We start from the raw sequence: 25,881 nt of genomic DNA, 5'->3' as shown, positions 1-25,881 counted from the left end.
CGGCGCGGCCCAGGTCAGCTGGGTGGCCGGGAGACGCACTGCGCCGAGTACAGCTCCACGCCCAGCTTGTCCATCAACTCCAGCTGCGTCTCCAGGTAGTCGATGTGCTTTTCCTCGTCGGCCACGATGTCCTCGAAGAGGGTGGCGGTGGTGGAATCCTGCTTTTCCCGGCACAGGACGATGGCCGGCTTGAGCCGGTCCATCACCTCGTATTCGATGGCCAGGTCGGCCTCGAACTGCTCGCGCAACGTCTGGCCGATGCGCAGCGAGAAGAGGCGCTGGTAGTTCGGTAACCCGTCGAGCAGCAGGATGCGGTCGGTGATCGACTCGGCGTGTCGCATCTCGTCGAAGGACTCGGCGCGGGTGTGCTCAGCTAACTCGGTGAAACCCCAGTTGTCCTGCATCTTGGAGTGCAGGAAGTATTGGTTGATCGCGGTGAGCTCGCTGGTCAACTGCTCGTTGAGCAGACGCAAAACGTCCGGATCCCCTTGCATTTTCACTCCTACGGTGGCTGCGGGTGTCATGTTCGGCCGCAGTTCGGTGCGCTGGGCTGGAACGCACAAACCTGGGCTGTACCAGCACTTTGCCACGACCGCCGCAAATGTTCTAGCAAGGTTTGGCTGCACTCAGTGCGGCGCCGAAGTGACCTAGGCAACCCTTTATTAGGTTAGACTTCACTAAGCAAGTTAGGTTAGACTCAACTAATATGCGGCATGTTTGTTCGGTACCGTCGCCGGGGCGCTCAAGCACCCCGGAGTCTAGGCGCGGGGCTGACATGCGGTGGCTAGGCCGGATCTTCGATGAAGGGGATGCCAACATGCAGGCGGTGCGCTGATGTACGTGTGCCTGTGCGTCGGGGCTACCAGCCAGACCGTGTGCGATGTCGTCGCGCAGGGTGCGTCGACATCCAAAGAAATCGCCGCGGCGTGCGGGGCGGGCGGTGACTGCGGTCGCTGCCGGCGCACATTGCGGGCGATCCTCGCCGACTCGGCGAAACTAGAGGCAGCGCCGTCGGCCTAATCCGGGACGACGCTTCGGCCTCTATCGAAACGCGTCAGCCTTTATTGAAATCAGCCAGCGCCGCCGCGTTGGCTTGCGCTCCCATCAGCTCGGCGAAGTGCGCGTTTTCCCGCGCTGTGGCCGCCGCGATCTCGGGACGGACCGGTTCCATCATCGTGTGCTTGACCGCCATCAAACTCGAGATGGGCCGTGAGGCAAGGATTTCGGCATGGTGACGGGCCTGCGGCAGCAACTCGTCCGGTTCGCAGACACGCCAGACCAGACCCATCCGCAACGCCTCGTCGGCGTCGACCCATTCGGAGGACATCAACAGCCAGGCGGCATTCTGGCGGCCCACCAGCTGCGGCAGCAGATATGACGACGCCGCTTCCGGCGCTACGCCCAGGCTGGTGAACGGGCACTTCAAGCGGGCCGTCGACGACATGAATGTCAGATCGGCATAGCCCAGAATCGTGGCACCAATCCCCACCCCGACGCCGTTCACCGCGCAGATCAGTGGCTTGGGAAACGCGCTGAGCGCGTTGATGAGTCCGATGAAGCCATGCTTGCCCGGGGTGAAGTCCGGGTCGGTGATACGGGCCTGCATCTCGCCCAGGTCGGTACCGGCGCTGAATCCGCGACCCGCACCGGTTAGCAGGACGACGGCGACTTCGGGATCGTCGGCGGCGGCCAGCAGCGCCTCGGCGGTGGCGTCGTAAAGGGCTTCGTTGAAGGCGTTGAGCGCCTCCGGCCGGTTCAGCGTGAGGGTGCGTACCCGCTCGTCGTCATCGATCTGCAGCGTCACCCCCGCAGCCTAAGCCCGCTCAACCGTTGCTGTAGACGCGGGTTGGGGCGATCAGCACCACGGCGCGATGCTCCCGCGCCATCACCCGGTCGTATTCGTCCCAGTCGTCGTGGCTGCCGCCCGCCGCGGTGAACACGTCGCGCAGCAGCAACCGCAACCGATCGGCATCCGTCAGCCAGGGCTGGGTGTCGTCGGGCCCGGCCAGCTCCGCGCGCCCCTCGACGGTCGCCCACTGCCACCCGTTGCGAAAGGTGATGGCCAACTGCGGCCGGGCACGCAGGTTGGCCAGCTTGACTCTGCCGTAGGTGGTAAACCCCAGAACCGGTTGACCATTCGCCGGGTGCGACAGCAGGCCCACGTTGACCAGCGATGCCTGCACCGTCCCGTCACCGCGAACGGTCGATACCACCGCCAGTCCGCTTTCCCCCGCGGCCAATGCCACGGCGTCGCGCAGCGTTGTCATCTCAACTCCTCATTCCGTGAACGGCGTGGTGATGACGTAGCGGCTCGTCGGCACGGTGTCGATGTTCTCGTTGGCGCCAAACGCCGTCGTGCTGGCCACCATTCGCCCCAGCCGATGTTGTAGATCGCCGTCGTCGGCGGCCCCGAAGAACGCCCGAAGGTCGGTGATTGCCTCAGCGGGGAACAACTCCTCGACGATGCCGGCGATCCCCGGTGCGTCCGGGGTGAGCGTGCGCACCACCCAGTTCTGGGTGTAGCCGAACGTCGACTGCGTGTCGATGGCCACCGGCGTGTGGTCGCGTTGCCAACGGGTCAGCCACGTCGCCTGGTCCATGTCGGCGGGCCGGCGCAGCAACGCGATATTGGCCAAACCCGGTGTGCGGGCTCCGAATTCGACAGCGGGGGCACTCAGTGGGACCGATTCGGTCACCAGATACGCGGCGAGCTGGTCACACTCCTGGGCGAGCAGGTCGAGCGCCACCGTCAGCTGCTCGCCGTAGCACTGCTGGGTCCACATGCTCACCACCGCGGCGACGGGCGGGTCCAGCGTCGTGAGAGTCATCAACGACTGGCGCACGGCGTCGTCACGGACATTGACCGACAGTCCGAGCACGCCCAGCTCCAGCAGCGCCTCGGCGACCGGCCCCCGCTGCCGAGCGCACCAGTCGTCCTCGGACTCGGCGCGCATGAGCACCGCGATTACCTTTTCCATAGGCCGAACCTACCGTCGGCGGGCGTCGACAGGTCTACTTCACCAGCCGCACTTGGTGTTGGCTGCTGATCAACTTCCCGATGAGCTCGGCCAGCTGGCGGTAGGCCTCGTCGCGGCCACTCGACGAGCGGTAGACCAAGCCGATCCGCCGGCCCGGGCGCGGCGCCGCGAACTGCGCAAGGCCCAGGCGGCTTCTCGAGGCCTCGACCGGCACCGCGCTCTGCGGAATCAGCGTCACACCCAAACCGCCTGTCACGCACTGGACCGCGGTCGCCAGTGACGCCGCCCTGGTGTTGGCCAGCTCCGCTCGCACCCCCGCCTTGTGGCAGACCTCCAGCGCCTGGTCGCGCAGGCAGTGCCCCTCGTCCAGCAGCAGCAACGGCAGGTCGGCAAGCGCCGTCGCCGGTACCCGGCGCTTGCCCGCCAGCGGATGGCCGGGAGGCAGGGCGAGAACGAAATCCTCGTCGTAGATCGGGATCGCGCTGACCCCGGCGGTCTCGGCGGGCAGGGCGATCAATGCCGCGTCCAGTGCCCCCTCACGCAAGACCGCCAATAACCGCTCGGTCTGGTCTTCCGTCACCCGCAACGTCAGCCCCGGCAATTGCTCGGCGACCCCGGCCAGCACGGTCGGCAGCACGTAGGGCGCCACGGTGGGAATCAGCCCCAGCCGCATGCCGGCCCGCAACGGATCCGAGGTGCCCGCCGCGGCCGCGGTGAACGCGTCGGTCGCCTCGACGACGGCCTGCGCGCGCGGCAGCAGTTCCGCGCCTTCGGGTGTCAAGAAGACACGCCGTGTCGAGCGTTCGACGAGCCGGGTGCCCAGGCCCGCCTCGAGCCCCGAGAGGGCCTGCGACAAGGTCGACTGACTGACACCGAGAGCGACTGCCGCACCGCTGAATTGACGCCTTTCGGCCACCGCGACGAACGCACGAAGACCGGCGAGCGTCGGCTGATAAATCTTATCGGTCATACCTATAAGTATAGTGGGAAGTATCACCTTTACTTCAAGAAGAGTACAGGGCAATATGGTGGAAAGAAGCTAATCTTGAATTAATCCAAATAAGGAGCGACATGCCTCTGCTAACCATCGGCGACCAGTTCCCCGCCTACGAGCTCACTGCGCTGATCGCGGGCGACCTGTCCAAGGTCGACGCCAAGCAGCCTGACGACTACTTCACTACCATCACCAGCGAGGACCACGCCGGCAAGTGGCGCGTGGTGTTCTTCTGGCCGAAGGACTTCACCTTCGTGTGCCCGACTGAGATTGCCGCCTTCGGCAAGCTCAACGACGAGTTCGAGGACCGCGACGCCCAGGTTCTGGGCGTGTCCATCGACAGCGAGTTCGTGCACTTCAACTGGCGTGCGCAGCACGAGGACCTCAAGAAGTTGCCCTTCCCGATGCTCTCGGACATCAAGCGGGAGCTGAGCCTGAGCACCGGCGTGCTCAACGCCGAGGGAGTGGCCGACCGAGCGACCTTCCTCGTCGACCCGAACAACGAGATCCAGTTCGTTTCGGTCACCGCGGGTTCCGTGGGCCGCAACGTCGAGGAAGTGCTGCGCGTCCTGGACGCCCTGCAATCCGACGAACTGTGCGCTTGCAACTGGCGCAAGGGTGACCCGACGCTGGACGCCACCGAGCTGCTCAAGAAGTCGGCCTGATTTAGACCCGATCGCATAAGGTCTCATGAGGAGGCGAGATGAGCGTAGAAAACCTCAAAGAAGCGCTGCCGGAGTACGCCAAGGACCTCAAGCTCAACCTCGGCTCGATTACTCGCACGACCGAGCTCAACGAGGAGCAGCTGTGGGGCACGCTGTTGGCGAGCGCCGCGGCTACCCGGAACACGCAGGTGCTCAACGAGATAGGCACCGAGGCGGCCGACACCCTGTCCGCCGAGGCATACAACGCGGCGCTGGGAGCCGCATCGGTCATGGCCATGAACAACGTGTTCTACCGTGGCCGGGGCTTTCTCGACGGCAAGTACGACGACCTGCGCGCGGGATTGCGGATGAACATCATCGCCAATCCCGGCGTGGAGAAGGCGAACTTCGAGCTGTGGTGCTTCGCGGTGTCGTCGATCAACGGATGCCCGGATTGCGTGGCCGCGCATGAACACACGCTGCGGGAAGCCGGTGTCAGCCGGGAAACCATCCAGGAGGCACTGAAGGCCGCGGCGATCATTTCCGGCGTGGCCCAGGCGATTGTCGCTTCCCAGACGCTGGCGACCGTCGGCTGATCGTGTCGTCGTGACCAGTGCCGCGTCGGGACCCAGCTGGGTCCGGCACGCGATCTGGTGGCAGGTCTACCCCCTGGGGTTCGTGGGCGCGTTCCCCGTACCGCGGTCAAACGAGCCGCAGCAACCAGCGGAACACCGGTTGCTGCGGCTCGTCGACTGGTTCGACCACGCCATCGAACTCGGTGCATCCGGTATAGCGCTGGGCCCGATCTTCGCCTCGCGCACACACGGTTACGACACCACCGACCACTACCGCATCGATCCCCGCCTCGGTGATGACGCCGACTTCGACCGCCTCGTCGACGAAGCGCACCGCCGCGGCCTGTGCGTGCTGCTCGACGGCGTATTCAACCATGTCGGGGTGGATTTCCCGCGCTACCGGGAGGCGCCCGACGACGCCGCCGCCGCGCGGTGGTTCCGCGGACGTCCGGGACACTTTCACACGTTCGAAGGCCACGACGGGCTGATCACCCTCAACCACGACAACCCCGAAGTCGTGGACTACACCGTCGAGGTGATGGCGCACTGGTTGGCGCGCGGCGCCGACGGCTGGCGTCTCGACGCGGCTTATGCCGTCCCCCAACACTTCTGGGCGTCAACGTTGCCACGGGTGCGCGAGCGGTATCCGGAGGCCTGGTTCGTCGGCGAACTCATCCACGGCGACTACGCCGCCGTTGTCGAAGCCGCCACGTTCGACTCGGCCACCCAATACGAGTTGTGGAAGGCGATCTGGAGCAGCCTCAACGACGGCAACTTCTTCGAACTGGACTGGGCGCTGCAGCGCCACAACGACTTTCTGAACCGCTTCGCGCCGCTGACATTCATCGGCAATCACGACGTCACCCGCATCGCCAGCAGGCTGGGAAACCCCGCGCATGTTGCCCACGCGCTGGTGCTCCTGCTCACCATCGGCGGGGTGCCCAGCATCTACGCCGGCGACGAGCTCGGGTTTCACGGCGTCAAGGAAGAACGGTTCGGCGGTGACGATGCGGTACGCCCCGAATTCGGCCCTCCCCCACTGCAATTAGATGACTTCGGCATCGAGGTCTGGGCGTTGCACCAGTACCTGGTCGGGTTGCGTCGGCGCCACCCGTGGCTGCACACGGCATCCACCACCGCGTTACGGCTGGAGAACCGGCACTACGTCTATGAGACGCGTAACGGCGACGATACCCTGCTGGTGGTGCTCAACATCGACGACGAACCGCTGCATGTTTCGTTGTCAGAGCTGGGCAAGGGGCGTGCACAGGTCATCGGCGGGTCGGAGGTGCCGCCACCAGAGGCCGTCGACAGCGTTGCCGTCGAGGCGCGGGGCTGGCGGATACTGAGCCCGGTCTAGGGCCGGTTTCAGGGCCCCTTCTATGGCGCGGGCAGCCGCCGCAGGGTCAGCTCGTCCTGGCGGCCGTCGTAATACTTCTCGAGCACCGCGACGAAGTCCTCGTTGTCCTCGGTGGCGCGGGCGAACAGCGTCATCGACGAGCACAGCTTGAGGTCGTCGGGCGAACCGAAAATCTGGCCGATCGATCGCCCTTGCACCGCTGTGACCAGCCGGGCGCACTCGTGCAACCGCGGCCCCAGCGGGGCATGGCGCAGGTACGCGCGAGCTTCGTCCAGCGAGGAAATGCCGTAATGGAGCGCGGTCGGGCTGCCTCCGAGGCCGCGCAACTGCGGGAAGACAAACCACATCCAGTGACTGCGCTTGCATCCGTCGCGGAGTTCGCCGACGACGTTGCCGTAGACCGGAGCCTGCGCGTCCACAAAACGCTTGAGATCGAACGGGTCGCCTGCCGAGTCCATCTGACTACGGTTGCACATTATGGAACTCGAAAGACGAAAGGCCGTCCAACGACGAGTGCCCAAAGTGCGCGACCTCGTCCCGCTCATGCAATTCAAGCGACCCGAGCTCAACGCGACCAAGCGGCGCCTCGCCGCCGCGTACACCATCGAGGACCTGCGGCGGATCGCGAAGCGGCGCACTCCGAAGGCGGCGTTCGACTACACCGACGGCGCCGCCGATGACGAGCTGTCCCTCGAGCGCGCCCGACAAGCCTTCCGCGACATCGAATTTCATCCGACGATCCTGCGCGACGTCAGCAATGTGACCGCCGGATGGAATGTGCTCGGCCAGCCGGTCGTCCTGCCGTTCGCGATCGCGCCGACCGGATTCACCCGGCTGATGCACACCGAGGGCGAGATCGCCGGCGCGCACGCGGCGGCCCGGGCGGGGATTCCGTTTTCCCTGTCCACGCTGGGCACCTGCGCCATCGAGGATCTCGTCACCGCCGTCCCGCAGGGCCGCAAGTGGTTTCAGCTCTACATGTGGCGCGACCGCGAACGCTCGATGGCGCTGGTGAAACGGGCCGCCGACGCCGGCTTCGACACCCTGCTTGCCACCGTCGACGTCCCGGTCTCCGGTGCGCGGCTGCGCGACAACCGCAACGGGATGACGATCCCGCCCACGCTGACGCTGCGAACCGTGCTGGACGCGGTGCCCCACCCCAAGTGGTGGTTTGACCTGTTGACCACCGAGCCGCTGGCGTTCGCGTCGCTGGACCGCTGGCCCGGCACCGTCGCCGACTACCTGAGCACGATGTTCGACCCGAGCCTGACCTTCGATGACCTGGAGTGGATCAAGGAGCAATGGCCCGGCAAGCTCGTCGTGAAAGGGATCCAGACGCTTGACGATGCCCGCGCCGTCGTCGACCGCGGCGTCGACGGCATCGTGTTGTCCAATCACGGCGGGCGCCAACTGGACCGGGCCCCGGTGCCCTTCCACCTGCTGCCGACGGTGGCCCGCGAGCTGGGTCAGCACACCGAGATCCTGGTGGACACCGGCATCATGTCGGGCGCCGACATCGTCGCGGCGATCGCGCTCGGAGCCCGCTGCACGCTGGTCGGGCGGGCCTACCTGTACGGCCTGATGGCCGGCGGTGAGGCGGGCGTGAGCCGGGCGATCGACATTCTGCGCGAGGGCGTGACCCGCACGATGCGCCTGCTCGGTGCCACCTGCCTCGAGGAACTGTCCCCCAAGCACGTCACACAGCTCAAGCGACTCCGCCCCGTTTAGCTGCCGGTGTGAAGCTGGCCGCACACTCGCTGCCCGGTGTGAGGCTGGCCGCACACTCGTCACGGCCGGGCCCCCGGGAACAAACCGGCGTCCCGCTGGGTTAAGCGCATCAGACTCAACTTTTGGAGGAATTGATGGCTGACGCCAAGTCGGTGCCGGTGCTGTTTGTCACTGACACCATCGTGCTGCCCGGAATGGTGGTGCCGATCGCATTGGACGACGCCGCCCGCGCGGCGATCGATGCCGCTCAGGCCAGTGAATCGGGACAGCTGCTGATCGCCCCCCGCATCGAGGACCGCTACCCATCACACGGCGTGATCGCGAAGGTGCTGCAGGTAGGACGCATCGCCGGTGGTGGCACCGCCGCGGTGGTGCGCGGTGAGCGCAGGGCCCAGATCGGGGCGGGGGCATCCGGTCCCGGAGCGGCGCTGTGGGTCGAGGTGACCGAGGTCCCCGAGATCGAGGCGACCGACGAGATCAAAGCGCTGACAGCGGAGTACAAGAAGCTGCTGCTGGCCATGCTGCAGCGGCGCGAAGCCTGGGAGATCATCGATTACGTCAACAGGCTGACCGATCCGTCGGCGCTGGCGGACACCTCCGGATACGCGTCCTACCTGACCAATGCGCAGAAGTGGCAACTGCTGGAGACCGTCGATGTCACCGAGCGGCTGCGCGCACTGATCGAGTGGACCAGCGACCACCTCGCCGAAGTCGAGGTCAGCGACAAGATCGCCGAAGACGTGCGCGAGGGCATGGAGAAGACGCAGAAGGAATTCCTGCTGCGCCAACAGCTGGCCGCCATCCGCAAGGAATTGGGCGAGGGCGAACCCGACGGTTCTGATGATTACCGGGCCCGCGTCGAGTCGGCCGAACTGCCCGAGACGGTGCGCGAGGCGGCGCTGCGCGAGGTCGGCAAGCTGGAACGCTCCAGCGACCAGAGCCCGGAAAGCGGCTGGATCCGCACCTGGCTGGACACCGTGCTCGACCTGCCCTGGAACGTCAAGACCGAGGACTCCACCGACCTGAAGGCGGCGCGGGAGATCCTGGACGCCGATCACCACGGGCTCGACGACGTCAAGGACCGCATCGTCGAATACCTGGCCGTGCGGGCCCGTCGCGCCCGGCGCGGCCTGCAGGTGGTCGGCGGCCGCGGCTCCGGCGCGGTGATGGTGCTGGCCGGTCCCCCCGGCGTCGGCAAGACGTCGCTGGGGGAAAGTGTGGCACGCGCGTTGGGCCGAAAGTTCGTGCGCGTCGCCCTGGGCGGTGTGCGCGACGAGGCAGAGGTCCGCGGGCACCGTCGCACCTATGTGGGCGCGTTGCCGGGCCGGATCGTGCGCGCGATCGGCGAGGCGGGATCGATGAATCCCGTTGTGCTGCTGGATGAAATCGACAAGGTCGGTTCCGACTACCGCGGCGACCCGAGCGCGGCGCTGCTCGAGGTGCTCGACCCGGCGCAGAACCACACCTTCCGCGACCACTACCTGGATCTGGACCTGGACTTGTCCGATGTGGTGTTTTTGGCCACCGCCAACGTGATCGAAAACATCCCGTCGGCCCTGCTGGACCGCATGGAGCTGGTGGCTATCGACGGCTACACCGAGGACGACAAGGTCGCCATCGCGCGGGACTACCTGCTGCCCCGGCAGCGGGAGCGGGCGGCGCTGACCGACGGCGAGGTCACCGTCACCGACGCGGCGTTGCGCAAGGTCGCCGCCGACTACACGCGCGAGCCCGGCGTGCGACAGTTCGAACGGCTGCTGGCCAAGGCGCTGCGCAAGGCGGCCACCAAGCTGGCCTCGGAAACGAATGGGGATCCCGGACCGCTGCGGATCGACGAGCCGGATCTGGTTGATTACCTGGGCCGTCCGCGGTTCATGCCGGAGTCGGCCGAACGCACGGCGGTGCCGGGTGTGGCGACCGGCCTGGCCGTGACGGGCCTGGGCGGTGACGTCCTGTACATCGAGGCCGGCGCGGCTGGAACTGATAAGCCAGGCGATGGGTCCTTACAGCTGACCGGGCAACTGGGCGACGTGATGAAGGAGTCGGCGCAGATCGCGCTGTCCTACGTGCGGTCACACGCTTCCGAACTCGGCGTGGACCCCGAGGCGCTGGATCGTCGCATCCACGTGCACGTGCCCGCCGGCGCGGTGCCCAAGGACGGCCCGTCTGCCGGTGTCACCATGGTGACCGCCCTGGTATCCATGGCCACCGGACGACAGGTCCGCTCCGACGTCGGCATGACCGGCGAGGTCACGCTGAACGGTCGGGTGTTGCCCATTGGCGGTGTGAAGCAGAAGCTGCTCGCAGCCCAACGTGCCGGGCTGTCAACGGTTTTCATTCCGTCACGCAACGAGCCGGATCTCGATGACGTGCCCGCCGAGGTGCTCGAGGCGCTGGACGTGCGGCCGATGACCGACGTCGCCGACATCGTGACCCAGGCTCTGGTGCCTGCGGTCGAGGCCGCCACGGTGGCCGCCTGACGCCGCGGGGCGGCTGACAGCGCGCACTATTGAAACCCCTGTCGAGTCACGCCTGACGCGATGCCCTGGGGACGGCGAGAAGTTTTGGCCGCCCCCGGGGACGGGTACGCGTTAGCGCAGAGGGAAGACCGGCCGAGGGGGGATGACCTCTATCCGACGTCAAAAAGGCGCGGGTGACGAACAACAAATCACCGCCGCGCGGCCGCCGGAGGGCAGCCGAGCGAATCGATAAGGAGTTCATCATGAGGTTGAACAGAATTGCCGCTGGCGCCGTCGTTGCAGGTGCTCTGACGTCCGGTGCGCTGGGAATTGGTGCCGGCTTGGCGCAAGCCGATCCGAATGGCCCGAATGTGCCGGGACCGGTGCCAGGCCCGAATGTGCCGGGACCGGGGCCGATACCTGGCCAGAATGTGCCGGGACCGGGGCCGCTGCCGGGGCAGGGGATGCCCATTTGTAACGCCGGACCCGGCGTCAACTGCAATGGTCCCGGCACCCCGCTGCCGCCCGGGCAGAACGGATTCCCGCCACCGGGCCAGTACAACGACCCGATCGGCTACGGGCTGCCGGCGCATTGGATGCCGCCGGGTCAACCAGGCGACTATCCAGTCGTATTTAACCCGGCCGTAAACCAGTGGGGCGTTTTCCTGCCCGGCGGTCAATTCGTCGCATACGCGACGTAACGGCTCGACGAGACAGCCGCCGCTCGCCTGCGGCGGCTGTCTCTCGGGTGAGGCAGAATTCCACGATATGACCGACATCCAGGCTCTGAAACGGCAAGTCGTCCATCGGGTTCAACGGCTCCTGGTCAATCCGGTGGGTCGGCAGCTGCCGATGACCATGCTCGAAACCACGGGACGCAAAAGCGGGCTGCCTCGGCGCACCGCGGTGGGCGGGCGCGTCGTGGACAACCAATTCTGGATGGTTTCCGAACACGGGGAGCACTCGGATTACGTCCGCAATATCAAAGCCAATCCCGCCGTGCGGGTGCGCGTCGGCGGGCAATGGCGGCACGGCACCGCCCACCTCCTGCCCGACGATGACGCGGTGCAGCGGCTGGGCGGGCTGCCGCGTCTGAACAGCGCGATGGTGCGCCTGATGGGCAGCGACCTGCTGACCGTGCGTGTCGATCTGGACTGACCCGGCGCATGGCCTACGACGAAGACCTGGCCAACCGGATCCGCGAACTCCTGGGATCCCAGCCGGGCATCGACGAAAAGCGGATGTTCGGCGGTCTGGCGTTTCTGGTCAACGGCAACATGTCGGTGGCCGTCAGCGGCCAGGGCGGGCTGTTGGTGCGGGTGCCGCAGGAGGACACCGAAAAACTCAGCGGGCGCGCCCATGTCGGCCCCATGGTGATGGCCGGGCGGGAAGCCCGGGGCTGGTTGCGCGTCGAGGCGGCCGGGGTGCAAACCAAACGCCAGCTGCGCAGTTGGGTCACCCGCGGGGTCGACCACGCGCGCGGCCTGCCGCCCAAATAGCCCGAATAACGGCTGCGGTTTGCCCCCACATCGTGGGGGTACGCGGTGCGCTATGGACAAGCGCGACCGACGGGTGCGACGACTGCTCGACGTTGCCGGCACGACGTATGCGGCGCAGGCGCGCATCACGATGAGCGACAAGCCGATGCCGCTGTTCCAGCTTCTGGTGCTGTGCATGCTTGCCAGCAAGCCGATCGATGCGGCCATCGCCATGGGCGCGGCGCGCGAACTCTTCACGGCGGGCTTGCGGACTCCCAAAGCCGTTCTGGCATCGGATCGACAAACCATGATCGACGCCTTCGGGCGCGCGCACTACGTTCGTTACGACGAGAGTTCGGCCACCCGGCTCACCGATATAGCCGAACGCCTTCGTGACGACTACTCCGGTGATCTGCGTGAATTGGCCGATCGCAGCGGGCATGACGTGGCAGCGGCCAAACGGATGCTCAAGCAGTTCAAGGGAATCGGCGACACCGGCGCCGACATCTACCTCCGCGAGGTCCAGGACGTGTGGACGTGGGTGCGGCCCTACTTCGATGACCGGGCCACCGGCACCGCCAAGCGCTTGGGTCTGCCCGGCGACCCGGCGAAGTTGGGAACTCTTGCGCCGCAGGCCAATGCGCGGCCGGCCGCGGCCCTCGTCAGGGCGTCGCTGGACGACGATGTGCGTCAGCAGGTGACCGGCTGAGCGCCCAGTGTCCATACGAATCGGTACCTCGGGGTGGTCGTACAACCACTGGATCAACGTGCTGTATCCGCCGGGAACCCCGTCGGCGCGCCGGCTTGCCCGCTACGCCGAGGTGTTCGACACGGTCGAACTGAACGCCAGTTTCTACCGGTGGCCGAAGGATTCGACGTTCGAGGGCTGGCGCGATCAACTGCCGGACGGCTTCACCATGTCGGTCAAGGCGCATCGCGGCTTGACGCACTACCGCCGGCTGGCCTCACCCGAACCGTGGGTCGAACGATTCGAGCGCTGTTGGCAACTCCTGGGTGATCGCCGCGGGGTGTTGCTGGTGCAGTTGCACCCCGAACAACAGCGCGATGACACGCGCCTGGATTCGTTCCTCGAGCGCATGCCCGGGTCGATCCGCGTCGCCGTCGAACTCCGTCATCCGTCGTGGAATGACCCCGCGGTGTTCGAGTTGTTGGAGCGCCATCGCGCCGCGTATGTGGTGATGAGCGGCCTCGGGCTGCACTGCGTCCCCCGGGCGACGACGGACTTGGTGTACATCCGGATGCACGGCCCGGATCCGGACGCGAACTACGCCGGCTCCTACTCGGCCGACGACTTGCGGTGCTGGGCCGATCGGATCGCCCAATGGGACGCGGAAGGAAAAGCCGTGTGGATGTATTTCAACAACGACCTGGGTGGCCACGCGGTCCGCAACGCGCTCGACCTGCGCGAGCTGTTGAGTTGAGCGCTCAAGTAGGCTGGAAGTTCGACAGAACGGAGCACCCACCATGGCCAGCTCGACCAGTTTCGTCATCATCGGCGGCGGACTCGCGGCAGCCAAAGCCGTAGAGGCATTGCGCGACAATAAATTTGATGGACACATCACTGTGTTCGCCGACGAGGAGCATCTGCCCTACGAGCGGCCCCCGCTGTCCAAGGAGTATCTGGCCGGTAAGAAGTCATTGACCGATTTCACCGTGCAGAACTCCGACTGGTATCGGGACAACAACGTCGACTTACGGCTCAACACGCGGGTGACCACCCTGGATGCCGCAGGCCACACCGTGGGCCTGCAGGACGGCACCACCGTCTCGTACAACAAGCTGCTGCTGGCGACGGGATCGGCTTCGCGGCGGCCACCGATACCGGGATCGGACTCCGGCGGCGTGCATTACCTGCGCACCTATGAAGACGCCGCGGCGTTGAATGCTGTTCTGACCGAGGGAGCTTCGCTGGCGGTCGTGGGCGGCGGGTGGATCGGGCTGGAAGTAGCCGCGGGGGCCCGTCAGCGGGGCGTGAACGTCACCGTGGTGGAAGCCGCCAAACAACCACTGATGGCCGCGCTGGGTGAGACCGTCGGCGAGGTGTTCGCCACCCTGCATCGCGAGCACGGGGTGGATCTGCGGCTCGAGACGCAGGTCGAGGAGATCACCCGGGCCGATGGCTCGGCGACCGGCGTGCGGACCCGGGACGGGGCGACGATCAGCGCCGACGCCGTGCTGGTGGCCGTCGGGGCCAAGCCGAACATCGAACTCGCCGACCAGGCCGGGTTGTCCCTGGGTGACGGCGGGGTCCTGGTCGACGCGTCGTTGCGCACCAGCGATCCCGATATCTATGCGGTCGGCGACATCGCCGCCGCCGAACACCCGCTGTTCGGTACCCGGATCCGCACCGAGCACTGGGCCAACGCGCTCAAGCAGCCAGCCGTGGCGGTGGCTGGGATGCTGGGCACGCCAGGCGAATACACGGAGCTTCCCTATTTCTTCACCGACCAATACGACCTCGGCATGGAATACGTCGGCCACGCCCCCAGCTTCGAGCGAGTGGTGTTTCGCGGCGACGTCGCCGGCCGCGAATTCGTCGCGTTCTGGCTCGACGGCGACAACCGGGTGCTGGCCGGAATGAACGTCAACATCTGGGACGTGCTCGACGACGTCAAAGCGCTGATCAAGTCCAGGGCTCCCGTCGACGCCGACAAACTGGCCGACCCGCAATCACCCCTGGCTGAGCTGCTCGGCTGAGCCGTCGCCGGCGGTGGGCTCGGCATCTGAGCCGTCAGCGCCGTGCGGAATGGGCGCCCACGCCCCGTCGATGACGTCCGGTGGTCGTTGCGCCTGCAAGCGTTCGCGTTCGGTGCGGCGGCGTTTGATCCGCAGCCGCGCATCGCCGGGCATGGTGACCAATTCATTGCAGGTCAAGTAGTGCATGTCGTCGACGGCGTCGATCAGGTCCGCCTCGACCCGCAGAGATCCCAATGCGCGCAACGTCATTCGCATCTCGTGCGTGAACCGCATCGTGGTGTCGTGGGCCAGTTCCCGTGTACCGCGGGCGGTGGCGGTCAGCCGTCCGGCCAGCGTGACCGGTGCGGGTTCTTGGGTCGCGGCCGCGGCGGCAGCGGTCAGCAACATCGTCGGGTCGTCGGCGAATGTCTTGCTGGCCAGCTCGGCCTCGCCCGGGCCGCGGTGTCCGATCCGCGCGACGACGGCATCCACGGCGGCAGCGGTCTTCGGGGACAGCGCACGAATGCTCGCGAGATTGCCCTCGGCGGCCAGCGCGCACAACGGTGGGTCGGCCCGCAACACCGACGCCAACTCTGCGGTCTCCGCCGCGACGAACCCGCTCTCGGTGATCATGCCCAGCCCGGGCACGCTGCGCGCCGCATGGCTGCGGATCAGCGCCGCGGCCGCGACACCGGTGTCAATCAACCAGAGCGCGTTGAGGATCCAGCCTTGGTGAATGCGGTCGCGCAACAGCCGGAGCCGAACTTCCAGAGCGGCTTCCGGCAGCGACGCCAGTTGACCGGCGTCAACGTGCTCCGCGCCGACCGCCGCGCAATACGCCCGGGTGTCCGCCCGCAGGTGACGCAAGAGGGCGACCGATCGTCCCGCGGCGACCGCCTTGGCGACCGAACCGAGCGCTCCCGCCGTCAATGCCGGCTCGCCGAACGGCAGCGGATCCCCGATCTGAGGCTGGCCGACAAGCGCATCGCGGCTGACGGCGTCCTGGTCCCAGCCGGGCAGCTGACTGGCCGCGACCATGTTGACCGATACCCCGACGTAGGGGCGGTGGCCGAACACCGCGATGGCCCTGCTGCTCCATTCGGCGTCGGCCGCGCCGCCAAGCGCGAGCACCTGTCCCAACACCCGGCTCGCAGTGCGCAGTCCGCTCAATTGGACGTCCAGCGTGATCGGGGTGAGCGGTCCGGGCAGCGCGTCGGCCAGGGCGGTGCCGCTGAAGACCGGGAACCGCGGATCGATCTGGTCGTCGAATTCGCCTTCCATGCCGTCCGGTGCGGCGGTGTGCACGTCGCCGGTCGTCCGCCGGAGGTGCGGCAGCACCTCGACGGGCAGCGCGAGCTGACCGCCGTGGTTGATCGCGCCGGGGCCATCGAGCCGGCGGCCGACGAGCCCACGCGCGGTGTCGGCGACCGCGTCAAGCGCGTGCCAGCCGTACTCGAACATCCAATCCTCTTGTGCTGCGGCAATATCGAATTCCGGGATCAGCTGCGACCAACTGCGAACCCGGTGCAGCCGGGAACGGGGGTCGGCGGCGCGCAAGACCCGCCAGGCGGTGACCATGTTGACGGTGTCCGGACTGGCGAGGTCCACCACACCGGTGCGGTCGGTGTTCAGCGCCACGACCAAAAAGCGCATCAGGTCGTCGAGGTGTAGCACTCGCATGGGTTGCGCCGAGACCTTGGTGCGCAACAACGTGGCCACGGTACGGCAGACCATCCAGTCGAGTTGGCGACCGACCGGCGGTGCGATCCGGATGACCGCGGTGGGCCCCCAACTCGAGGACACCAGATCCTCGGCCGGTCGATACAGCTCGGGCCGGCCGGCGGCCTGCGACACGAACAACAGACGGGAACCGGCGCGGGCCGCGGCATCGGTCACCCGCGCAAGCCCGTCCATGCCCGCGCTACCGGGCGCGGTGGGATCGATGGGGGCCAGGTGGATGACCGCATCGGCCTCGTCGGTGAGCTCCCGCAAGACGGGGTCGCGCAGCGATGCGCAAATAAACTCGACGTTGCCGTCCAGGCAGGCGTGCGGGAGCGCAGCAATGCCGCTGACCGTGTGCCCGGCAGCGATGAGCTGCCCAGCGACCAGCCGCCCGAGTGCGCCGGTGGCGTCGGTAACCAGGATGTGCACCTGGCCTCACCTCCCCCAACCCTCAGGACTCAACAATAGGCACGTTGACCTGGGCTACGCGACCGTTACCTCACGATCGGCGCACCGGCCGGGCGTCGTGTCCGGGGACCGGACTACTGCAGCGTCGCGCGGCCGTCCGCGGCGACGGCAACCTTGGCGCCACCGATATCTTCCCGCACCGATTCCCGCGCCGCGGCGGCGTCGGTGACCACCGCCAGGGCGCGCGACCCATCGGGTGTGCGCACGGCCAGAAAGGCCTTCTCCGGCTGTCCCTCGCGGTCGTACGGTGTCGTCCAGGCTTCGACGGTGCCAACGCCTTCCCACCCGACCACCGCCTCGGTCGTAGGCTCCCGATCGACGGCCGGTTGCGTGTCCTCCCAACGAAATTCGGCCGGCGGCTCGGTGCTGTACACGCCAAAGCTGTGCTTGGTCAGGTAGCCCCCGTTGGCGGTGACCAGACCGTACCGGCCCGGATTGGCCGCCAGCAACTCCGCCATGGTGGCAATCGAATGCATCACGTAGTTGCTCCACGGGCCGCCCGCGAACGTCAGCCCGCCGGTCACGGTCAGCGGCCGGGCGGGGTCGTCGACCCTCAATCCGAGTTCGGCCGCCGCCACTTGGACCGCGGAGGGAAAGCACGAGTACAGGTCCACGTAATCGACGTCGTCGATGCCCAGGCCGGCCAGCTCGAGCACGCGCGCACCGGCGATCCGGATCGCCGCGGACCGGTGCAGTTCGTGCCGCTCGGCGATGGACGGTGTGTCGTGCGCGTCGGTGCCCGCATGCGGGTACACCCACCGCTGCGCCGGGATCTTCAACCTTCTCGCCTGCTCGACCGAGGTCAGGACGAGCGCCGCGCCCTGGTCGACCATGTTGTTGGAGTTCATCAGCTTGGTGTAGGGCCAGCTGATCATCCGGTTCTGCGGGCCGGCGTGGCGGATGTCGTCGGCGGTCGACCGCTTGCGGATCCATGCGTGCGGGTTGTGCACCGCCACGGCGTTGAACCGTGCCCACAGCTCGCCGACGCGCTCGAGGTGATCGTCGATCGACTCGTCGTTCGCCACCCGCAGCGCCTGCTCGAACAGCGGGTAGACGTAGGCGGGCCGGTCGAGCTGGATCCTGATCTCGGCGTCACCGGCCATCGGGACGTCGGCGCCGCTGACCTCGGCCATCGGGACGCAGCGATCCTGCTCCGTCCACACCAGCTTGGCGCCCTTGGCCCGCAGGCCCCTTCGGGTGCGCCAGGTTTCGGCGCCGGCCAGCAGCACGACGCCCGCGTGTCCGCGCTGGATGTCCAGGCATGCCTGGTTGAGCAGCGATTGCGGCACATTGCCGCCGACCGGGCTGTAGAGCGTGGTGAAGTCGGAGGCGCCGATTCGCTGGCCGAGCAACAGGCCGGGATCCCGATACTGGGCCGACAGGATGTTGACCACGCGGATCGAGTCGACCGCCTCGATCACCGCCGCGGCGGCGGCCCGCTCGACCGCGGCCGCCATCAGGTCGACGGGCTCGACGGACCGCTTCGCCGGATCGATGTCGTCGCGATGGTTGACCTGGCCATAGCCGATCAAAACCGGGGTCCTGGGGTCAACGGTCATACGACGAACGTATCGGATCCCGAATGTGCGGCCTGCCGCACATTCGGGTGGGAGCGTGCGGCTGGCTACGCATTCGGGCGATGGGGCGGTGGCTCAGGCGCTGTCGGCAGAGTCGAAGAGCACACGGTCGTCGATCAGCCGCCGGATGTCGGCGGTGTTCATTCCCAGCATGTTTCGGCAGATCTCGACGGTGTTCTGCCCGGGCAGAGGCGCCGGGGCCTGCCGGGCCGACGGAATGTGGCGGTACGGCGCCGGTCCCGTCTCGGCCGGCAGCGGATTCTCGATCAGCGGATGAGCCATGGGGCGGTACACGTTGCGCGCGATCAGCTGCGGGTCCTCGAGGATGTCCGGCGGACGGTTCATCGGCCCGGCCGGAACCCCGGCCGACTGCAACAGTTCCGCGGCCCGCAGCGGGGTGCGGGTGCGGGTCCAGGCGGAGACCAGCCCCACCAACTCGCTTCGGTTGGCCAATCGCGCGTCGCCGGTGGCGAAACGCGGGTTGTCCGCCCAGTCGAGATGGTCGAAAACCGATGCGGCACGCCGCCATTCGTCGTCCGTCCGGATCGAGATGACGCACCATTCGTCGTCACCGGCACAGGGGTAGACGGCGTGCAGGCTGGTGTCCTCGCGGACTTGGGCGATGCCCGCGGCCAGGGCGGCTTGCGTGACATAGAGCGTGTCGAGCTGATTGACCACGACTTCGGCCTGCGAGACGTGGACATGGGCCCCCCTGCCGGCCCGGTTGCGGTGGATCAGCGCGGCGAGCGCCGCGATCGCGGTGACCCGGCCCACCACGTGGTCGGGGAACACCGTCGTCGCGTCGTAAAACGCGTGCCTGGCCCCGTCGACCTCGTCGTCCGGGTGGTCGGAGGTCCAGAGCCGGGTGACGCCGGTCGTGGCGCGCACCAGCGGGCCGTAGCCCAACCGCGCGCTCCACGGCCCCGCGTCCCCGAAAGCGCTGCTTTCGGCGAGCACGATCCGCGGGTTGACGGCGCGTAGCTCATCGTAGGAAAACCCCAGTGCGGCAAGGGTTCCCGGCTTGAAGTTGGCGAAAACCGCGTCGGCCTCGGCAACCATCCGGCCGAAGATCTTCTTGCCCTCCGCGCTGCGCAGGTCCAGCCCCAATCCCCGATTGTTGCGGTGCGTCCAGGCGAAGGACTCGCTCATGGCCTCGCCGACGCGGGCCTGCCGCAGTCCGTCGGGGTATTCGGCGCTTTCGACTTTGATCACGTCGGCGCCCAGGTCGGCGAACAGCCGGCTCAGCTCGCCGCCGGCGACGATGATGCCCAGATCCAAAATCCGCAGCCCCGCAAAGGGATAGTCGCCGAGCCGACCCGAGGCCGACGGCACCACCGAGGGATTGCCCCGCCAGCACGCTTCGTCGTGCCCCGCCGCGGGCACCGGTGCGCGAAAACCGGCGCGCCGGCCGTCGACCACGAAATATCCGGTCGGCACGCTGGTGCGCACGCCGGGCGCGAGCTCGGCCTCGGTGATCGCGCCCACCGCCTGGAAATGTTCGGACCCCAGGATCCGCGACGGCGTCAGCACCGCGGCGATGGGCACCCCGTGCGCCTGACCGGCGGCCACCAGATCCTTCATGGTCTGCCCTGCGAAGAGCGTCTGCAGACGCTCGCTGATCTGCGGCCATACCGCAAACCGCGCGCCGATCACATCGTATTTCGGGTCTTGAAAGTCCTCCGGCTCCCCCAGCCAGCGCCGCAAACCGCGCCACTGTCGGGGCGCCATCACGCACAGCCGGACGTAGCCGTCCCGGCACGGATAGATCGGGTAGGCATCCTGGTTCTTCGGGCGACCCCGCCACCGCCCGGTGCGCCGGATGCCCGCGGCGGCCTGCCCGTGCGCACCGAAGGCCGGGTCGAGGGCCATGATGACGGCATCAAACCAGGAGAAGTCGATGTAGTCGCCTGTGCCGCAACGTAATCGATTGTAATATGCGGCGAGTGCGGCCCACGCCGCCTGGACGGCCGCGGTGGCCGAAGCGATGCCGTCCGGCGGTAATACCGGGGTGCCGGTGGCGGGGCCGGACCGCGACAGCGCGCCACACATCGCGTAGAGCACCGGATCCGTGGCGCGCCACGAGGACCGCGGGCCCGTCGCGCCGAAGTCGGTGATCGAGAGCACCACCAGGTGCGGGTAGCGGGCGGCCAGCTCCTCGCCGGAAGTCCCGAACATGGCGCCGCGCTCGTCGGCGCCGGTATCCACGACGATGTCGGCCTCCGCGGCCAGGTCGAGGAAGCGGGCGCAGTCCTCGTCGTCGAACGGATCGAGTATCGCGCTGCGCTTGTTGGCGTTGTGCACGGCGAACGGGATGCTGGCGCCGCGCAGCGTCGGCAGCGCATCGCGCCCGAGGCAGCCGCCCGGCGGTTCCACCTTCAGGACGTCGGCACCCAGGTCGGCGAACAGCCGGGTCACCGCGTCGGCGACGCCGCTCGACAAGTCGAGGACGCGCACGGCATCGAGCAACCCGTCAACCATCTGCACACCGTACCTGCCTGGTCAGGCCGCTGCATGGCGGGCGTTCACCCCAAAGACCGGGCGGGCGGCGGCCAAAATGCCAGGTGGGCAAGCGGATTCGGCGCCTTCCCGCTCGGCTCGGACCGAACGCTCAGTCGGGCACCCGCGCCGGCGCCGCGTGGGCTATCGTCACAGGCCGACCACGACCTGTCGTCCCATGGAGGCATCCACTATGACCGCGCACCTGAGCTACGTCGAGGCCGTGGTGGTCGGCGCGCTCCAAGGCGTCACCGAACTGTTCCCGGTCTCGAGCTTGGGACACGCGGTGTTGGTGCCGGCGCTCGCCGGCGGGCGATGGGCTCAGGATCTCAGTGTCTCGGCCCCTCACTCGCCCTATCTGGCGTTCATCGTCGGCCTTCATGTGGCCACCGCCGCCGCCCTGCTGCTCTTCTTCTGGCGGGACTGGATACGCATCCTGGCCGGGTTCTTCTCCTCGCTGCGGTATCGCCGAATCCAGACGCCCGGCGAGCGGCTGGCCTGGCTGATCGTGGCAGGCACCATCCCGGTCGGCCTGGCCGGCCTGGCGCTCGAGCAGCTGTTTCGCACCACACTCGGCAAACCCGTCCCGGCGGCGACGTTCCTGTTGCTCAACGGCATCGCCCTGTACGTGGGCGAGAGGCTCCGTCGCCGCATCGCGCCCGCGGCCGGGCCGGGTCAGCCCGCGACGAGCGACGAGGAACTCGAACACGGTGACGAGGCCTCGGATCTTCGGCTCGCCCAACTCCCACTGCCGCGCGGCGTGGTCATCGGCGCCGCGCAGATCCTTGCCCTGTTTCCCGGGATCAGCCGGTCGGGGATCACCATCGTGGCCGGCCTGTGGCGCGGCCTGTCGCACGAGGACGCCGCCCGCTTCTCCTTCTTGCTCGCGACACCGATCATCCTGGCTGCCGGGGTCTACAAGATCCCCGAACTCTTCGGGCCGCTGGGCGCCGGCATCGGTGGCCAGGTGCTGGCCGGCAGCGTCGCCTCGTTCGTCTGCGCCTACCTCGCCGTGCGTTTCCTCACCCGGTACTTCCAGACCCGGACGCTGACCCCGTTCGCGATCTACTGCGCCCTGGCCGGTGGCGCCAGCCTGGTGTGGCTGGCCGTGCGCTGAACGGTGTCACGCCGGGCCTGGGCCCGGCGGGGCGTTCCGCGGGAGCGGTGGCCACCGGGGTTGTTGCGCAGTGCGGCTTCGAGTGCTGTGCTTACCGGGTTGTCTAGTTGACACCCGTCAAGAATCGAGAGGGACCGAAAATGGCAGACACGGCTTCCATCGGCCTCAAGGTCCGCGGAAAGGTCATCGTCATCACCGGCGGCGCCCGGGGAATCGGGCTGGCCACCGCGACCGCGCTGCACAAGCTGGGCGCCAAGGTCGCGATCGGGGACGTCGACGAGGTGCGGGTGAAGGAGTCCGGCGCCGACCTGGGCCTCGACGTCTACGGGAAACTCGACGTCACCGACCAGCACTCCTTCTCGGACTTCCTGGACGAGGTCGAACGCCAGCTCGGCCCGATCGACGTGCTGATCAACAACGCCGGCATCATGCCGGTCGGCCGCATCGTCGACGAGCCGGACGCGGTCACCCGGCGGATTCTCGACATCAACGTCTACGGCGTGATGCTGGGCAGCAAGCTGGCTGCCCAACGCATGGTGCCCCGCGGCAAGGGGCATGTCATCAACGTCGCGTCGCTGGCCGGTGAGCTCTACATCGTCGGTTTGGCCACCTATTGCGCCAGCAAGCACGCGGTGATCGCGTTCACCGACTCGGCCCGCCTGGAGTACCGCTCGGCCGGGGTGAACTTCTCCATGGTGTTGCCCACGTTCGTCAACACCGAACTGGTCGCCGGGACGCCCGGGATGAAGGGCTTCCGCAACGCGGAACCCGCCGAGATCGCCGACGCGATCGTCAAGCTGGTGGCCCACCCGAAGCCCCGGGTGCGGATCACCAAGGCGGCCGGCGCGATGGTGGTGTCCCAGAAGTTCTGGCCACGCCGGATCGCCGAGGGGCTCAACCGGATGCTGGGCGGCGACCACGTCTTCACCGACGACGTCGACGCCGAAAAGCGCCACGCATACGAAGCCCGCGCCCGCGGCGAAGAGTAGCCGCGCACGAGCATTGTTCATCCGAGGCGCGCACAATCGGCGAGGTGAGCCTAGAAACCCGAACCACCGCGCCCTCCGGATCTCCGCTCTCCGACGACGAATTGGTCCTGATCGACAAGTATTGGCGCGCCGCCAACTATTTGTCGGTCGGGCAGATCTATTTGCTGGACAACCCCCTGCTCGCCGAGCCGCTGACCACCGACCACGTCAAACCGCGGTTGCTGGGGCACTGGGGCACCACCCCCGGGCTCAACCTTGTCTACGCGCACCTGAACCGGATCATCCGCAACCGCGACGCCCACGTCATCTACGTGACCGGGCCGGGTCATGGCGGCCCCGGGCTGGTCGCCAACGCGTACCTCGAAGGCACCTACAGCGAGGTGTACACCGGCATCGAGGAGGACACCGAAGGCCTGCGCAAGCTATTCCGGCAGTTCTCGTTCCCCGGCGGCATCCCCAGCCACGTCGCAGCCCAGACACCCGGATCCATTCACGAGGGCGGTGAGCTCGGCTACGCGCTGGTGCACGCCTACGGCGCCGCCCTGGACAACCCCTATCTGGTGGTGGCCTGCGTCGTCGGTGACGGCGAGGCCGAAACGGGGCCCCTGGCCGCCAGCTGGCACTCCAACAAGTTCCTCAACCCGGTCACCGACGGCGCCGTGCTGCCCATCCTCGCGCTCAACGGCTACAAGATCGCCAACCCGACGGTGCTGGCCCGCATCCCGCAGGCCGAACTCGAATCGCTGCTGCGCGGCTACGGTTACCGGCCGATCACGGTCGCCGGGGACGATCCGGCCGTCGTGCACCAGCAACTGGCCGCCGCCCTCGACGACGCCTTCGACGAGATCGCGGCCATCCAGAGCGCGGCCCGCGGCGGCCATCAGGTGGAGCGGCCGGTGTGGCCGATGATCGTGCTGCGCACGCCCAAGGGCTGGACCGGGCCAAAGATGGTGGACGGCAAGAAGGTTGAGGGCACCTGGCGCTCGCATCAGGTCCCTCTATCGGAGACGCACGACAATCCCGGCCACCGCGCCCAGCTCGAAGAGTGGCTGCGCAGCTATCGGCCCGAGCAGCTTTTCGACGATGACGGCAGGCTGCGGCCCGAGCTGCGGGCGCTGGCGCCCACCGGTGATCGGCGGATGAGCGCCAACCCGCACGCCAACGGCGGGCTGTTGCTGCACGACCTGGACCTGCCGGACTTCCGCGACTACGCCGTGGCGGTCGAGCGACCGGCGGCCGTCACCCACGAGGCCACCCGGGTGCTCGGCACCTTCCTGCGCGACGTGATCGCCCGCAACCGGGACCGATTCCGGCTCATGGGTCCCGACGAAACCGCCTCCAACCGGCTCGACGCCGTCTACGGATCGACCGACAAGGTATGGCTGTCCGAGATCGAGCCCGACGACGAGCACCTGGCACCCGACGGCCGCGTGATGGAGGTGCTGTCCGAGCACCTGTGCCAAGGCTGGCTGGAAGGTTACCTGCTGACCGGGCGGCACGGGCTGTTCAACTGCTACGAAGCGTTTGTGCACATCGTCGACTCGATGATGAACCAGCACGCGAAATGGCTTGCGACCAGCCGCGAACTGCCGTGGCGGCGGCCGATCGCGTCGCTGAACTACCTGCTGAGCTCGCACGTGTGGCGGCAGGACCACAACGGCGCGTCCCACCAGGACCCGGGCTTCATCGATCTCGTCGCCAACAAGCGACCCGAGTTGACCCGGGTGTACCTGCCGCCGGACGGCAACACGCTGCTGTCGGTGGCCGATCACTGCCTGCGCAGCCGCGACTACATCAACGTCATCGTCGCCGGCAAGCAGCCCGCGCTGGCGTATCTCGACATGGACCAAGCCATCGCGCACTGCACCCGCGGCCTGGGCATCTGGGAATGGGCGAGCACGGCGACCCACGAACCCGACGTGGTGCTGGCGTGCGCCGGGGACATCCCAACGCTGGAGACGCTGGCCGCCGCCGACATCCTGCGGTCCGAGCTGCCGGAGCTGGCCGTGCGGGTGGTCAACATCGTCGACCTGATGCGATTGCAGCCGGATTCGGAGCACCCGCACGGCCTGCCGGACCGCGAGTTCGACGCGCTGTTCACCCCCGACCGGCCGGTCATCTTCGCCTACCACGGCTATCCGTGGCTGATCCATCGACTCACCTACCGCCGCACCAATCACGCGCATATGCACGTGCGGGGCTTCAAGGAACGCGGCACCACCACGACGCCCTTCGACATGGTGATGCTCAACGATCTCGACCGCTTCCACCTGGTCATCGACGTCATCGACCGAGTCGACGGATTGGCCAGTCGCGCCGCCATGCTGCGGCAGCGCATGGTCGACGCCCGTCTCGCCGCGCGGATGTACACCCGCGAGCACGGCGAGGACGACCCGGCGATCTCAGGGTGGACCTGGGGAGGCGAGCGAGCAGAACGAGCGTAGTGAGTGATGCGAGCGAGTCGACCCATCCGACCCTGGGAGGCGAGCGAGCAGAACGAGCGTAGTGAGTGATGCGAGCGAGTCGACCCATCCGACCCCGGGAGGCGAGCGAGTCGATGTCGAGGTTGCCGTCACGGCGATCTCGTTGTCCTGTCGGC

24 protein-coding genes are annotated in these 25,881 nt (G+C 67.6%); 15 read left to right on the top strand and 9 right to left on the bottom strand.

Annotation, left to right across the window (positions count from 1 at the left end; genetic code table 11):
- Positions 1–14 precede the first annotated feature (14 nt).
- Entirely contained in the window at positions 15–494 is a 480-nt protein-coding gene (bfr, locus tag Q0W90_RS00925; protein WP_297596332.1) for a bacterioferritin, read from the bottom strand.
- A gap of 340 nt (positions 495–834) precedes the next feature.
- On the opposite strand from bfr, the gene Q0W90_RS00920 reads away from it, so the two are divergent.
- Positions 835–1,020 carry a (2Fe-2S)-binding protein gene (locus Q0W90_RS00920; RefSeq protein WP_297596330.1) on the top strand — a complete coding sequence of 62 codons (186 nt, stop codon included), beginning with the start codon at positions 835–837 and terminating at the stop codon, positions 1,018–1,020.
- 34 nt (positions 1,021–1,054) lie between these two features.
- On the opposite strand, the gene Q0W90_RS00915 is transcribed toward Q0W90_RS00920, so the two are convergent.
- Genes Q0W90_RS00915 through Q0W90_RS00900 form a run of 4 tightly spaced genes read right to left on the bottom strand, consistent with a single transcriptional unit; the run spans position 1,055 to position 3,948 of the window.
- Positions 1,055–1,804, bottom strand: coding sequence for an enoyl-CoA hydratase-related protein (locus tag Q0W90_RS00915; RefSeq protein ID WP_297596314.1), 750 nt, complete (start codon positions 1,802–1,804; stop codon positions 1,055–1,057).
- Between the two features lie 19 nt (positions 1,805–1,823).
- Positions 1,824–2,267, bottom strand: coding sequence for a TIGR03618 family F420-dependent PPOX class oxidoreductase (locus Q0W90_RS00910; RefSeq protein ID WP_297596313.1), 444 nt, complete (start codon positions 2,265–2,267; stop codon positions 1,824–1,826).
- 9 nt (positions 2,268–2,276) lie between these two features.
- Positions 2,277–2,978 carry an EthD domain-containing protein gene (locus Q0W90_RS00905; protein ID WP_297772697.1) on the bottom strand — a complete coding sequence of 234 codons (702 nt, stop codon included), beginning with the start codon at positions 2,976–2,978 and terminating at the stop codon, positions 2,277–2,279.
- Positions 2,979–3,012: 34 nt separating this feature from the next.
- Positions 3,013–3,948 carry a hydrogen peroxide-inducible genes activator gene (locus Q0W90_RS00900; protein ID WP_297772695.1) on the bottom strand — a complete coding sequence of 312 codons (936 nt, stop codon included), beginning with the start codon at positions 3,946–3,948 and terminating at the stop codon, positions 3,013–3,015.
- A 101-nt stretch (positions 3,949–4,049) separates the two neighbouring features.
- Here Q0W90_RS00900 and Q0W90_RS00895 point away from each other — a divergent pair, with 101 nt between their 5' ends.
- From Q0W90_RS00895 to Q0W90_RS00885, 3 genes are read left to right on the top strand one after another with little or no spacing between them, the layout of a single operon-like run.
- Entirely contained in the window at positions 4,050–4,637 is a 588-nt protein-coding gene (locus Q0W90_RS00895) for a peroxiredoxin (protein WP_297594476.1), read from the top strand.
- Positions 4,638–4,675: 38 nt separating this feature from the next.
- Positions 4,676–5,212: an alkyl hydroperoxide reductase gene (locus Q0W90_RS00890; protein WP_297594474.1), complete on the top strand. Its 537-nt coding sequence runs from the start codon at positions 4,676–4,678 to the stop codon at positions 5,210–5,212.
- A 10-nt stretch (positions 5,213–5,222) separates the two neighbouring features.
- A complete protein-coding gene (locus tag Q0W90_RS00885) occupies positions 5,223–6,551 on the top strand; it encodes an alpha-amylase family glycosyl hydrolase (protein ID WP_297594472.1) in 1,329 nt (442 codons plus the stop codon).
- A 20-nt stretch (positions 6,552–6,571) separates the two neighbouring features.
- Here the strand turns inward: Q0W90_RS00885 and Q0W90_RS00880 are convergent, their stop codons facing one another.
- Positions 6,572–7,009 carry a DUF1810 domain-containing protein gene (locus tag Q0W90_RS00880; protein ID WP_297594470.1) on the bottom strand — a complete coding sequence of 146 codons (438 nt, stop codon included), beginning with the start codon at positions 7,007–7,009 and terminating at the stop codon, positions 6,572–6,574.
- A 19-nt stretch (positions 7,010–7,028) separates the two neighbouring features.
- On the opposite strand from Q0W90_RS00880, the gene Q0W90_RS00875 reads away from it, so the two are divergent.
- The 8 genes from Q0W90_RS00875 (at position 7,029) to Q0W90_RS00840 (ending at position 14,934) form a co-directional block, all read left to right on the top strand.
- A complete protein-coding gene (locus Q0W90_RS00875) occupies positions 7,029–8,279 on the top strand; it encodes an alpha-hydroxy acid oxidase (protein ID WP_297594468.1) in 1,251 nt (416 codons plus the stop codon).
- A 134-nt stretch (positions 8,280–8,413) separates the two neighbouring features.
- Positions 8,414–10,759 (top strand): endopeptidase La, encoded by a 2,346-nt coding sequence (lon, locus tag Q0W90_RS00870; RefSeq protein WP_297772691.1) that lies wholly within the window; start codon positions 8,414–8,416, stop codon positions 10,757–10,759.
- Between the two features lie 242 nt (positions 10,760–11,001).
- Entirely contained in the window at positions 11,002–11,439 is a 438-nt protein-coding gene (locus Q0W90_RS00865) for a hypothetical protein (protein ID WP_297698919.1), read from the top strand.
- Positions 11,440–11,506: 67 nt separating this feature from the next.
- Positions 11,507–11,896 carry a nitroreductase family deazaflavin-dependent oxidoreductase gene (locus Q0W90_RS00860; protein WP_297594462.1) on the top strand — a complete coding sequence of 130 codons (390 nt, stop codon included), beginning with the start codon at positions 11,507–11,509 and terminating at the stop codon, positions 11,894–11,896.
- Between the two features lie 8 nt (positions 11,897–11,904).
- Positions 11,905–12,237 (top strand): TfoX/Sxy family protein, encoded by a 333-nt coding sequence (locus Q0W90_RS00855; RefSeq protein WP_297698917.1) that lies wholly within the window; start codon positions 11,905–11,907, stop codon positions 12,235–12,237.
- 52 nt (positions 12,238–12,289) lie between these two features.
- Complete coding sequence (locus tag Q0W90_RS00850; RefSeq protein ID WP_297772688.1) at positions 12,290–12,925, top strand: endonuclease; 636 nt, start codon at positions 12,290–12,292, stop codon at positions 12,923–12,925.
- 7 nt (positions 12,926–12,932) lie between these two features.
- Positions 12,933–13,658, top strand: coding sequence for a DUF72 domain-containing protein (locus Q0W90_RS00845; protein ID WP_297594456.1), 726 nt, complete (start codon positions 12,933–12,935; stop codon positions 13,656–13,658).
- A 43-nt stretch (positions 13,659–13,701) separates the two neighbouring features.
- Positions 13,702–14,934, top strand: coding sequence for an FAD-dependent oxidoreductase (locus Q0W90_RS00840; protein ID WP_297594454.1), 1,233 nt, complete (start codon positions 13,702–13,704; stop codon positions 14,932–14,934).
- Here the strand turns inward: Q0W90_RS00840 and Q0W90_RS00835 are convergent.
- The 3 genes from Q0W90_RS00835 to Q0W90_RS00825 form a co-directional block, all read right to left on the bottom strand.
- The gene (locus tag Q0W90_RS00835) at positions 14,908–17,064 is read right to left on the bottom strand and encodes a hypothetical protein (RefSeq protein ID WP_297772685.1); all 2,157 of its coding nucleotides are present in this window, start codon (positions 17,062–17,064) and stop codon (positions 14,908–14,910) included. The genes Q0W90_RS00840 and Q0W90_RS00835 overlap by 27 nt on opposite strands.
- Positions 17,065–17,177: 113 nt before the next feature.
- Positions 17,178–18,662 carry an acetyl-CoA acetyltransferase gene (locus Q0W90_RS00830; protein WP_297594450.1) on the bottom strand — a complete coding sequence of 495 codons (1,485 nt, stop codon included), beginning with the start codon at positions 18,660–18,662 and terminating at the stop codon, positions 17,178–17,180.
- A gap of 93 nt (positions 18,663–18,755) precedes the next feature.
- Entirely contained in the window at positions 18,756–21,164 is a 2,409-nt protein-coding gene (locus Q0W90_RS00825) for a CoA transferase (protein ID WP_297772681.1), read from the bottom strand.
- Between the two features lie 205 nt (positions 21,165–21,369).
- Between Q0W90_RS00825 and Q0W90_RS00820 the strand changes: the two genes are divergently transcribed.
- From Q0W90_RS00820 to Q0W90_RS00810, 3 genes are all read left to right on the top strand, one after another.
- A complete protein-coding gene (locus Q0W90_RS00820; protein WP_297594446.1) occupies positions 21,370–22,293 on the top strand; it encodes an undecaprenyl-diphosphate phosphatase in 924 nt (307 codons plus the stop codon).
- A gap of 140 nt (positions 22,294–22,433) precedes the next feature.
- On the top strand, positions 22,434–23,282 hold the full coding sequence (locus Q0W90_RS00815; RefSeq protein ID WP_297698911.1) for an SDR family oxidoreductase: 849 nt from the start codon (positions 22,434–22,436) through the stop codon (positions 23,280–23,282).
- A 44-nt stretch (positions 23,283–23,326) separates the two neighbouring features.
- A complete protein-coding gene (locus tag Q0W90_RS00810; protein WP_297772677.1) occupies positions 23,327–25,726 on the top strand; it encodes a phosphoketolase in 2,400 nt (799 codons plus the stop codon).
- Positions 25,727–25,881 lie beyond the last annotated feature (155 nt).

This window comes from Mycobacterium sp. (assembly GCF_025933915.1).
Lineage (GTDB): Bacteria > Actinomycetota > Actinomycetes > Mycobacteriales > Mycobacteriaceae > Mycobacterium.
The sequence above is the reverse complement of the archived record's forward strand: the minus strand, read 5'-3'. Positions and strand labels throughout refer to the sequence as shown.